Origin of the sequence: Parasphingopyxis sp. (genome assembly GCF_052168295.1) — a bacterium.
Taxonomy (GTDB): domain Bacteria; phylum Pseudomonadota; class Alphaproteobacteria; order Sphingomonadales; family Sphingomonadaceae; genus Parasphingopyxis.
Map to the genome: position 1 here is coordinate 1 of NZ_JBQLZN010000044.1, position 10,521 is coordinate 10,521.

The following is a 10,521-nucleotide window of genomic DNA, read 5'->3' on the forward strand; positions in this document are numbered from 1 at the left end:
CCCATTCAGGGTACACTCGTGGGCGGTCGGGAGGGGGAGCGGGCCGGTGCCGCGATTTTCCGTGAGGGAAATTCTGACAAACAGACTTGCAGCGCTCGACCGACAGGTCGAATCTGACAAACATAACGCCCCTCCAACTTGCCAAGCCGCCCGCGCCTCCCATATCGCCACGAGGATGAAACAGCCCGCCCGCTCCAAAAGCTGCCCTCTGTGCGGCAAGCCGCCAAGCGCGGATCACAAGCCGTTTTGCAGCGAAGGCTGCCGCGATCGCGATCTCTTGCAATGGCTGGGCGACGGCTATCGCGTGCCCGGTCCGCCGGCCGATCCGGACGCCGTCGCGGCCCGCACAAACGGGCTGGACAGCGACGGCTGACCCGGCCTATAGGCGCGGTTCCCGCACGATCTTGCGGCGATGCCCGGGTAGCTCAGTTGGTAGAGCATGCGACTGAAAATCGCAGTGTCGGCAGTTCGATTCTGTCCCCGGGCACCACTTTTTCTGAAAAAGTCTCTGTAGCTTCGCACTAGTCAGGGAGCGTTCGTTCATGCCAAACGGCACCGATGTTACCCACCATGCGCAGCCGGCAATGTAGCATCATGCGTTTCCTACGCACTCGGCCTTGTCGACTTCAATTCTGACTGCTGCTGAACTGCCGGCGTGTTTCTTCGAATAGAAAGGCCGCAGTCCAGGCAATAAGGATCAACCCGGTCAAAGCCTCGACGCCGGTCAACAGTCGCAATGGTCCGTGCGGTTGAATATCGCCCAGCCCCAGCGACGTGTACGACGCGGCAGAGAAATATAGAAAATCGCGTGCGTCCGGTGCAAAGCTGCCGGTGAAGTAGGCCGTAGGAGCGGCAACGAAAAGAACCCAATGCCCGATCGCAAAAACAGCGATTTCGAGGGAATGTGCGAGAAAGAGGATGGCAAGCGCTTTCATCGCTGTGCGGCGCGGGCTTGTATCGTCATCGCTCTGTACGCCGAGCGTTGCTTGCCTGACAGCATAACCATGAATGACGACCGCAAGCGACACGGCCACAACAGGTACGGCAATCAATAGCAGTATTTCCGGCATCGTGGTTACCCGACGCCGTAGCTGTCCAGAAACATCTCGACGATATTTTCGGCTTCCTTGCGCATCTCGGTCGCCGAAAAATGGTCCTGCATACGGCATAGCCGCCGATAGAAGAGGTCGCCTTCGCATAGCGTTCGGAAACGGATCGCCGCGCGCATCGGATCGTCGATGTTCAACTTACCGTTCGCAGCTGCTTCGGCAAAAAACTGCGCCAGCTTTTTGGCGCCCCGCTCGGGACCCGATTTGTAGAATGTCTGCGCGAGGCGGGGGAAGCGCCCCGACTCAGCGATCGCGATGCGATAAATGTCATGGATGGAAGAATCGACCAGTAGCTTGACGAGCTCGAGAGCCATGCGCTGCAGCTCTGCTACGATATCGTCCGCGTCGGGATCGCCGCTGGTTACCAAATCGGCATGTGTCGCGCATTCCTCCTCGATGAAGGCCGCGAACAGCGCCTCTTTGTCGGCAAAATAATTGTACAACGTGCCTTTCGATATACCGGCGCGCCGGACGATCTCGTTGGTGCTCGCACCTTCATAACCGAGATCGATAAAGGCCTGGCGCGCTCCATCCATGATCTGCGCACGCTTGGCATGCTGGGCTTTGCTCGTCGTTACCGGCATGACGACCTCATTTATTAAACTGAACTGTTCGGTCATTACTAACAGCAATCACAGATCTTTTCAAGGCGGCCATTCCAGCGTCTCGATCCGGACACCGGGATCAACAGACGCTCTACTGATGCGAACCTCGCATGTACTGAGAAATAGAACTGCGCCCAAAGCCATCAAACCACTGATTTTAAATTATTATATGATAAGATTCAGGCTGGCAGTTTCAATTCCAGCAATGCTCTCGCTTCCGACTTTAATTACACGAAGCCACAGAAAATGACCGATCGGTTCGATTACCTTGACATGGCTTTCTGCTTCACGTAAAAATGACTGAACGGTTCGGTCAATACAGGCCGTGAAGAACGAATGGCAATGCAGGTCGCAACTTATGCGACGCACAAGGAGGCCCGAATGACAAAGCCCATAAGAGACCAACGGTTTTTCCGCTTCTGGGTAACTGCGGACTGGTTGCTGCGGCATATGCTCGCGGCCGCCTTCTTCGTAGCCGCCGCCATGAAAATTCTGGGCCTGCCCTATATGGTTGGCCTGTTCGACGATCTCGGCGCGAGCGAAGGCTTCCGCTATCTTGTCGCAGCCGCCGAATTGCTTGGCGCGGCGTTGCTGCTCAGCCCCAAGACGGCGGCGCTCGGCACTGCCCTGCTGATGCCGATGATGGTGATAGCCGCTTTCCTGCACATTTTCGCTCTTGGCGGCGGCGGTGTCCCTGCTCTTCTCCTGCTGACCGGATTGATGATGGTCGGGCGGCCTCGGCTGATGCCCGGCCCCCGCCACCTCGATCGCGCACTGCTTGAGCGCGGATGATCGCTGCGAGGTATGGCCATGAAACCGATCCGAACCATCTCCTCAGAAAGTTGGCCACGCGCGTGGCGCCTGCTCGACGGCTGTGCTCGATCTTTTCTGATTGCTACTCTGCTGATCGCAAGCGGCCTGAAACTGGCCGGCGCGGAATCGATGCTGCATATCTTCGCGCCGCTTGGCGGAGACACCACGCGCTACGCGGTAGCAGGGGCGCAGCTTCTCGCCGCCCTGCTCCTGTTCCGCCGATCCACGGCGTTATATGGCGCGCTCATCGGCGGCATATTGCTAACCGTATTTCTCGGCGTTCAGATCTTCGTCCTTTCGGGTCCGGCACTGCCGGCAGTCGGATTGCTGCTGTTCGTCGTTGCCGTACTCGTACCGCGACTGGGCAGGTGGGCATGAAAACTCCTCTCGCTTCCCTGCCGCGCTGTCTTGCCGCGCTAGCGGCTGTATGCGCCTTGGGCGCATGTACGGTCGGGCCCGACTATGAACGGCCCGAAATCGATACCGGCACGAGTTGGGCCGAAGGACCGCGCATGGCCGCCGCCGAGGATAATTTCATCGCCTGGTGGCGCGATTTGGGCGACCCGGAACTGACCCGGCTGGTCGAACGCGCGCTCTCCGACAATCTCTCCGTCCGGCAAGCCATAGAACGCGTCGCCGAAGCCCGCGCCCGTCGCCAAACCGTCCGCGCGGATTACTTCCCGAACGCAACCGCTGAAAGCAGTGCCAATATCCAACGCCAAAGCGCGAACGCCAACCCGGCGATTGGCAATATTCCCGGTCTCAGCCGCAATCAGGAAATCTACGAGACGGGCTTCAGCCTGTCCTGGGAAATCGATCTGTTCGGGCGCACGCGCAGGGCCGTCGAAGCCAGCGACGCGCAGATTGACGCTGCGCGGGCTGACGCCAATGGTGCGCGGCTATCGGTCGCTACCGAAACTGCGCGCACATATCTCGAAATGCGCGGTTATCAGGCGGAGCGCGCAGCGCGCGAAGATGCAATCGACGCAGCACGCCAGACTCTGTCGCTCGTCGAAACGCAGTTCGAAGCGGGCGAAGTCGCCCGCGTCGCTGTAGTTCAGGCGCGTGTCGAACTGCGTCAGCTCGAGGCCGACCTGCCGGGTCTTCGCGCCAATGTCCGTGCCAATGCGCTTGCACTGGGCGTCCTTACCGGTCGCCTGCCGGAAACCGAAATAGCGCTCGAATCTACCGATGTGGACCGTATCGAACTGATGCCGGTCCCGGTCGGCCAGCGTGCCGATATCCTGCGCCGCCGCCCCGATATCGCGGCTGCAGAGCGCAGGCTGGCCAGCGAAACTGCGGAAATCGGTGTCGCGACGGCCGAACTTTTTCCGAGACTGTCGATCAGCGCCTTTGGCGGTTTCCAATCGCTCGCGATCGACACCTTGTTCGAAAGCGAAAGCCAGAGCTTCTCCGTCATCCCGTTCCTATCGTGGCGGATTTTTGATGGCGGACGCGTACGTGCCGAAATCCGTCTTGCCGAAGCCGAAGCCCGGCGCGCAGCCCTCGCCTATGAGGAAACTGTCCTCAACGCGCTTGGAGAAGCCGAAGAAGCACTGGCTCGATACGATTTGGGCTTGGAGACGATGGACCTTCGGCGCGACGCGGTCGAAGCGTCACGCGAAAACTTTGAACTGGCGCAGCTACGCTACCGGGCCGGTGACATTTCTCTGCTCGAACTGTTCGATGCCGAACGGCGGCTGCGTGACGCAGAACGCGCGGAAACGATAGCCTATCGGCGCGCCGCCGCCAGCCTTGTCGCGCTGTACGGTGCGCTGGGCGGAGGATGGCAGCCGCTGCCCGAAGACACTCTCACCGAAGGAGCTTCCTGATGCGCATGCATGTGGGCATGTCAAAAGTTTTGAGGCACTTGGCCTGTACCGTTGGCCTTGTCGCGACTCTCGCCGCCTGTTCTGCCGGGAATGACGACGCGCCCGAACCGCGCGCCGTCGCCTGGCACGAGGTCGGCGGACAAACCGACGAAAATGGCGAGATATGGCTACCGGGTAGCCTTCAAGCCGCGAACCGGTCCGAACTGAGCTTTGAAGTTCCGGGGATCGTAGCCTCGGTCCGCGCCGAAATCGGCGACCCGGTGCAGCGCGGCGAAGTGCTGGCTACACTCGACGGACGAACCTATCAGCTTGAAACTGCCCGGGCCGAGGCGCGTCTTGCAGAGACCACGGCGCGACTGCGCGCGGCCGAACAGGACGCGCAGCGGCAAGCCGAGTTGCTGGAGGCCGGCGCGGCATCTGAATCACGCTATGAAACGGCCGTCGCCGAACGATCGGGTCTGCGAGAGATTGCCCGCGCACAGCGTGCCGAAATCGGCATCGCGCGAGAATCCCTCTCCGACACCAATCTGCGCGCACCCTTTTCCGGCCGCATCGCGCGCCGCGCGATCGAACCCGGTCAGCAGGTCGGCAGCGGTCAGGTGGTTTTCGAAATTGATGGTACTGGCAGCGTCGAGGCCACATTTTCCGTGACCGCGAACCAGCGTCAGCGCCTCACCGTGGGCACGCCAGTTCGCGTGCGTGGCGGCCGTGCCGGCGAAGCCGTCATCGCCGCACGGATTTCCGAGATATCCGGTCGGGGAAACGCATCCGGCCTGTTTGAAGTTACAGCCACGCTTGATGGCGCGCCTGCATCTTTTTCGCCGGGTTCGACGGTGGACATCGCGCTACCGGCCGGCGGTGGAGGAGCGACAGGTACGGCAATACCGATAACCGCGCTCATTCCTATGAGCAGCAATCGCGCCCGCGTGTTCGTCATCGATCCAGAAACCGACGAGATTGCCACGCGCGATATCGTAGTCGCGCGACTCGCCGGCGATGATGCAATCGTTCGTGCCGGGCTTTCGCGCGGCGACATGATCGTCGCGCGCGGTGTCGCCTTCCTCTCCGAAGGCCAACGCGTCTCGCGCCTCGGTGACGGCCCGCAAAGGTTTGAATAATGTCTATCAGCAGCATCGGTTTCCGCTTTCGAGCGGTCGTTTTTCTTATCCTCGGTATCGCAATGGCCTGGGGCATCTACAGCTACTTCACGCTGCCCGCCCGCGAGGATCCGGAAATTACGATCCGCGAAGCCGTCGTCACGACGCGCTTCCCAGGCATGGCCGCGGGCCAGGTCGACCGGCTGATTACCCAGCCGATTTCCGAGGCCGTGCAGACCATCGACGAGGTGAAAGAGATACGCGCCACATCGATGAACGGCGTCTCCATAATCCATGTCCAGGCCAAGGATGCGGTTTTCGAGCTCGACCAGATATGGGACGAATTGCGACAGACCGTCGGCGATGTGCGATCCCTGCCGGACGGCACAATCCCGCCGGTCGTGAATGACGATTTCGGCGACGTCGCCGTGATCACCGCCGCGCTTCATTCGAACGATTTCGATATGATCGAACTCAACGATTATGCCGAGCACGTCCGCGATCAGCTCTACGCAATCGACGGAACCAAGCGCGTCGATATCGTCGGGCAGCGGCAGGAACGGGTGTATATTGAGATTCCCAATGCGATATTTGCCGAACTGGGCGTCCCGCCGGAAGCCGTGATCGGCGCGCTTGTCGATCAGAATGTGGTCGCGGCCGGGGGCGAGATCGATACCGGCTTCCGTCGTCTTGCCGTCCATCCGACCGGCGAATTCCAGTCGCTGCGCGAGATCGAGGAACTGCTCGTCGATCTCGGGCCGGAGCTTGGCACGATCCGTATCGGCGACTTTGCGCGCATAACAATGGGTACGCAGGATCCGCCGGGCCAGACCGCCTATTTCGATGGCCAACCGGCGATAGTTTTCGCGATCGCGATGGACTCCGATCAGAGTGTCATCAACTATGGTGCACGCGCGCGTACGGCGATCCAGGAGATCGCCGAGAGCCTGCCCGCCGGCGTCGAGTTCGACATCATGACATTTCAGGCCGACCAGGTGGAAAGCACGGTCTACGGGGTTTCGTTCAACGTGCTCCAGACGCTCGCCATCGTGCTCGGTATCGTTATTCTCTTTCTCGGCGTGCGCACCGGGCTGATCGTCGGATCGATCGTACCGGCGGTGATGCTCGTAACCCTCGCGGTGATGGGCATGATGGGCATGCAGCTTGAGCGGATGAGCCTTGCAACGCTCGTCATCGCACTCGGCCTGCTCGTCGATAACGGCGTCGTGATCGCCGAGGATTTCAAACTGCGCCTCGAAGAGGGCGTGAGCCGCGAAGATGCCGTCGATCAGACGGGCCGCGAGCTCGCCCTCCCGCTGCTGTCATCCTCCGCCACGACGATATTGGTGTTCATGCCGCTGATGCTCGCCCAACATCAGTCGGGCGAATATACGCGCGCGATCTCGCTCGTCGTGATGATCACCCTGCTCGCCTCCTGGCTCATTGCGATGCTCGTGACCCCGACACTGTGCTATTATTTCTGCCGCAAAGACGATCCTGAAACCCAGCCGGAATGGCGCAGGCGCGTCGACGGCGTCTTCCAGAATCTGAGCGCGAAATATGAGACGCTCATTCGTTGGCTGTTGCCGCGCCGCGTGCCTTTTCTCGGCGCGATGGTGGGCATGCTGGTGCTCGCCGGGCTCTCGCTGCAATTCGTGCCTTCGCAATTCTTCCCGTCCTCGGACAGGCCGCAGATACTGGTCTATCTCGAGACGCCGGCGGGTACATCGAGCAGCGCCACCGATGCGCCCGTGCGCGAGATCGCCGAATATCTGGGCGACGAGGAACGGTTTCCGGATTTCGAGAGCACGGCGGCTTATGCGGGCTTTGGCGGTCCGCGCTTCGTATTGTCGCTGACGCCGATCGATCCTGCGCCGAACAAGGGTTTTATCGTCGTGAACACCACCGACCAGCAAGCGCGCAACGCCGGGATAGACCGGCTCCGCGCCGAGATGCGGGATCGCTTTCCCGACGTCCGCGCGCGCATCGCGCCCATGTTCCTCGGGCCCAGCGACCCGAATATCATCCAGCTGCAGGTGCGCGGACCCGACGCTGAAATACTCAACGAAACGGGCGAACGCATCGCCGCGATGATGGCCGACGTGCCGGGTACGATCGATATCTGGTCCGACTGGGAGAACCCGACGACCTCTCTCGCCGTCGAAGTCGACCAGACCGCGGCGCGCCGGGCCGGGGTGTCGTCTGCCGATGTGGCGCGTTCGCTGGCGAGCTATTTCAGCGGACGGCGCGTGGGCGAATTTCGCGATGGCGATGACCAAGTCCCGATTGTCGCCCGCGCCACGGCGGAAGAGCGGAGCGATCCCGCGCGTCTCGCCACGGCGACGGTATTTGCCGAAGGGTCGGCGAACACCGTGCCGCTCGGTCAGGTCGCGAATATCGTGGTCGAGCCGGAATATGGCCGCATCCAGCGGGAAAATCTCGTCAAGACGCTGACGATCGAAGCGCGGCCGACCGAGATGTCGCCCGAAGACATGGTACCCGAAATGGCCGATCGGCTGGAAGAAATCCGAGCTGGCCTGCCGCCGGGCCATTTCATCGAGTATGACGGGATCATATCCGAATCCGCCGATGGCCGTGCCGCGCTCTTCGCCTATGCGCCGCTATGCGTTGCGATCATCTTCGTGTTACTCGTCGCACAGTTCAACGGCTTCAAGCGCACGGCCATCATCCTGATCACGATCCCGCTCGTGCTCATCGGCGCCGCACTCGGCCTGCATGTGATGCGCGCGGATTTCGGTTTCATGGTGATCCTCGGCCTCTTTTCGCTCGCCGGTATCATCATCAACAACGCCATCGTGCTGATCGACCGTATCGATATCGAGCGCGAGGAAGAAGGCGCGGACAAATCCGAGGCGATCATCACTGCCAGCGTCCGCCGTTTCCGGCCGATCATCATGACGACCGTGACGACGATCCTCGGCCTCCTGCCGCTTATCGTGCAGCAGGACGTGCTATTCTACGGTATGGCGAACGTCATCGCCTACGGGCTCGCTGTCGGCACGCTGCTCACGCTTGGCGTCGTGCCTGCGCTTTACAGGTTGTTCTTCGGCGGCAAATCGGATGCGAAGGATGATACGAATCCGTCTCAACGCCCTATTGCGGATAAGGCTTAGTCGCGACGGTCACCTCTAATCGTGTGGTCGCCGCTTTAACACGAGGTGGACACCGTTCATCTGCGGCGTTCTAATGAAGAAAGAGGCCGGGAATTGCGATGACAGGCGATTTGGACCCGGCAGATCAGGAAAGTGAATAGCGCTCATGGTAATTGTGATCGGCAGCGCCAAATCCCGCCCCGAATATTGCGCGGAGGTGCGCAGTTTGGCTCTGGAGCATGTTCGGCGATCGCGAGCCGAACCAGGGTGCATCGATCACCAGGTGTCGATCGATTGCGAAGACGATTTGCGTTTCGTTTTCGTGGAACATTGGCAGGATACGGATGCTCTTGAAGCGCATTTTGCGCTCGCGTCTTCCCGGGAATTCGTTCGACAAATCTCTTCGATGCTCAGCGAGCCGCCCAAAATGGCCATTTACGCGTCCGAAGAAATCAAACCGGGCTAAACGTCAGCTCTTGTTTTTGCGCCCCGCCAATATTCCGTCCAGCTGAGTATCCGAAACCAGTTTGCCGTACTGCTTAGACGCTCGTCGGCTCCGTCATGCCGATCCCGTTGGCACGTTTCACCAGGTCGGGAACAAGATAGGGATAGACGCTCGCGCCAAGCACGATGAGGCGCGACATCCCATGGCCGGTCGATCCTATCCGCATTTCATCGAGAGACTCTCGCAATTGCGAATTCTCCGAAACGATTTCCGGCTTCAGATATTTCTCGTTCAAATGTTCGAATGTTGCCCCGCCGGCCTTCGACCCGATTACGACCATCCGAGCGAATGCCGGTGTGGTTCTCGCCCCGAAAGGCCGAGTTGGCGCTACAATTGCGGCTAAGCGCCATTGAGCTGACCGAAGCGGATAACCGGGGCGCACTATCGCCGTTCTTCACCGAGCGCCGGTCGCGATCACATGGCTAAGTCAGCAAGCCGACAACGTGATCTGCGATGGCAAGGCTTGCCGTGAGGCCCGGCGATTCGATGCCGAAAAGATTGATAACGCTCGCGTCGTTTTGAGAAGCCCCAACGTCGATCCGGAAGTCTGTCGCGGGCGCTCCGGGGCCCACGATCTTGGGGCGGATGCCGGTGTAATCGGGCGCCAGCCGGTCGGCGGCGATATCCGGCAGATATTCTCGGATCGCCGCCAAGAAGCCCTCGAACCGGTTGTCGTCGAACGCGTAATCGATCCGGTCGATCCAGCGCAGATCGGGTCCGAATTTCGCCTGGCCGCCAAGATCGACGGTCAAGTGGATGCCCAGTCCGCCGGGCTCCGGGAGCGGATAGATCAGACGCTGGCACGGCGATTGTCCGCTCAACCGGTAATAGTGGCCGATCGCAAAATGGGCGTTCGGGATCGCCGTTGCGTCCAGCCCACGGATTGAGCGCGCGACGTCCGGTGCCTTAAGCCCAGCCGAGTTGATCAGGTGGCGCGTGCGCAGTTTCGTCGGCTCTCCGCCGCCGATCTCGATATCGATGCCTGCCGTATCGATCGCCGCGCCGATAACCGGTGTCTGCAGCACCACCATGCCGCCATGCGCTTCGAGGTCGCCTTCGAGCGCTAGCATCAGGGCGTGCGTGTCGACGATACCCGTCGACGGCGACAGAAGCGCGGCGGCGCAGGAGATAGCGGGCTCCAACTCGCGCGCTGCCGAACCGGAGATCAGTTCCAGATCGTTTACACCGTTGGCGGCAGCATTGTCTTTGATCTCTTCGAGCCGCGCGATCTGCTCTTCCGACGACGCCACGACGAGCTTGCCCGTCCGGCGATACGGGATCCCGCGCTCATCTGCGTAGCGATACAGTTGTTCCTTTCCGCGTCGGCACAATTCGGCCTTCAGGCTTCCCGGCTCATAATAGAGTCCGGCATGGATCACCTCGGAATTTCGACTGCTGCTGTGCATGCCGATCGCGTTTTCCGCTTCGAGGACAAGCACTTCGCGAC

At 60.7% G+C, this 10,521-nt stretch carries 11 protein-coding genes and 1 tRNA gene; 8 read left to right on the forward strand and 4 right to left on the reverse strand.

Translation table 11 applies throughout. The annotated features are described in order from the left end of the window. Positions 1–175 precede the first annotated feature (175 nt). Both ACTS1Z_RS07795 and ACTS1Z_RS07800 read left to right on the forward strand, forming a co-directional pair. Positions 176–373, forward strand: coding sequence for a DNA gyrase inhibitor YacG (locus ACTS1Z_RS07795; protein ID WP_442623886.1), 198 nt, complete (start codon positions 176–178; stop codon positions 371–373). 41 nt (positions 374–414) lie between these two features. After that, positions 415–490 (forward strand) — tRNA-Phe (locus ACTS1Z_RS07800). 136 nt (positions 491–626) lie between these two features. On the opposite strand, the gene ACTS1Z_RS07805 is transcribed toward ACTS1Z_RS07800, so the two are convergent. Together ACTS1Z_RS07805 and ACTS1Z_RS07810 are read right to left on the reverse strand one after the other, a co-directional pair. Further along, entirely contained in the window at positions 627–1,070 is a 444-nt protein-coding gene (locus ACTS1Z_RS07805; RefSeq protein WP_442623887.1) for a potassium channel family protein, read from the reverse strand. 5 nt (positions 1,071–1,075) lie between these two features. After that, a complete protein-coding gene (locus tag ACTS1Z_RS07810; protein ID WP_442623888.1) occupies positions 1,076–1,729 on the reverse strand; it encodes a TetR/AcrR family transcriptional regulator in 654 nt (217 codons plus the stop codon). A gap of 366 nt (positions 1,730–2,095) precedes the next feature. Here ACTS1Z_RS07810 and ACTS1Z_RS07815 point away from each other — a divergent pair, with 366 nt between their 5' ends. The 6 genes from ACTS1Z_RS07815 (at position 2,096) to ACTS1Z_RS07840 (ending at position 9,035) form a co-directional block, all read left to right on the forward strand. Continuing rightward, positions 2,096–2,506 (forward strand): DoxX family protein, encoded by a 411-nt coding sequence (locus ACTS1Z_RS07815; protein ID WP_442623889.1) that lies wholly within the window; start codon positions 2,096–2,098, stop codon positions 2,504–2,506. An 18-nt stretch (positions 2,507–2,524) separates the two neighbouring features. Next, positions 2,525–2,905, forward strand: a complete 381-nt coding sequence (locus ACTS1Z_RS07820; protein WP_442623890.1) for a hypothetical protein — start codon at positions 2,525–2,527, stop codon at positions 2,903–2,905. After that, positions 2,902–4,359, forward strand: coding sequence for an efflux transporter outer membrane subunit (locus ACTS1Z_RS07825; RefSeq protein WP_442623891.1), 1,458 nt, complete (start codon positions 2,902–2,904; stop codon positions 4,357–4,359). The genes ACTS1Z_RS07820 and ACTS1Z_RS07825 overlap by 4 nt, the downstream gene beginning before the upstream one ends. A 38-nt stretch (positions 4,360–4,397) precedes the next feature. Beyond that, complete coding sequence (locus ACTS1Z_RS07830) at positions 4,398–5,477, forward strand: efflux RND transporter periplasmic adaptor subunit (RefSeq protein ID WP_442623892.1); 1,080 nt, start codon at positions 4,398–4,400, stop codon at positions 5,475–5,477. Beyond that, positions 5,477–8,590, forward strand: a complete 3,114-nt coding sequence (locus ACTS1Z_RS07835; protein ID WP_442623893.1) for an efflux RND transporter permease subunit — start codon at positions 5,477–5,479, stop codon at positions 8,588–8,590. Before ACTS1Z_RS07830 ends, ACTS1Z_RS07835 begins: the two co-directional genes overlap by 1 nt. A gap of 145 nt (positions 8,591–8,735) precedes the next feature. After that, positions 8,736–9,035, forward strand: a complete 300-nt coding sequence (locus tag ACTS1Z_RS07840; protein ID WP_442623894.1) for a putative quinol monooxygenase — start codon at positions 8,736–8,738, stop codon at positions 9,033–9,035. A gap of 73 nt (positions 9,036–9,108) precedes the next feature. Here the strand turns inward: ACTS1Z_RS07840 and ACTS1Z_RS07845 are convergent, their stop codons facing one another. Together ACTS1Z_RS07845 and ACTS1Z_RS07850 are read right to left on the reverse strand one after the other, a co-directional pair. Then, positions 9,109–9,309, reverse strand: a complete 201-nt coding sequence (locus ACTS1Z_RS07845) for a hypothetical protein (RefSeq protein ID WP_442623895.1) — start codon at positions 9,307–9,309, stop codon at positions 9,109–9,111. Between the two features lie 187 nt (positions 9,310–9,496). Then, on the reverse strand, positions 9,497–10,521 hold a 1,025-nt coding region (locus ACTS1Z_RS07850), incomplete at its 5' end, for an NAD(P)/FAD-dependent oxidoreductase (protein ID WP_442623896.1).

Excerpts from the sequence above, each read along its gene's own strand:
- ACTS1Z_RS07795 (WP_442623886.1), top strand. The coding sequence starts at position 176 with ATGAAACAGCCCGCCCGCTCCAAAAGCTGCCCTCTGTGCGGCAAGCCG.
- ACTS1Z_RS07805 (WP_442623887.1), bottom strand. The coding sequence starts at position 1,070 with ATGCCGGAAATACTGCTATTGATTGCCGTACCTGTTGTGGCCGTGTCG.
- ACTS1Z_RS07810 (WP_442623888.1), bottom strand. The coding sequence starts at position 1,729 with ATGACCGAACAGTTCAGTTTAATAAATGAGGTCGTCATGCCGGTAACG.
- ACTS1Z_RS07815 (WP_442623889.1), top strand. The coding sequence starts at position 2,096 with ATGACAAAGCCCATAAGAGACCAACGGTTTTTCCGCTTCTGGGTAACT.
- ACTS1Z_RS07820 (WP_442623890.1), top strand. The coding sequence starts at position 2,525 with ATGAAACCGATCCGAACCATCTCCTCAGAAAGTTGGCCACGCGCGTGG.
- ACTS1Z_RS07825 (WP_442623891.1), top strand. The coding sequence starts at position 2,902 with ATGAAAACTCCTCTCGCTTCCCTGCCGCGCTGTCTTGCCGCGCTAGCG.
- ACTS1Z_RS07835 (WP_442623893.1), top strand. The coding sequence starts at position 5,477 with ATGTCTATCAGCAGCATCGGTTTCCGCTTTCGAGCGGTCGTTTTTCTT.
- ACTS1Z_RS07840 (WP_442623894.1), top strand. The coding sequence starts at position 8,736 with ATGGTAATTGTGATCGGCAGCGCCAAATCCCGCCCCGAATATTGCGCG.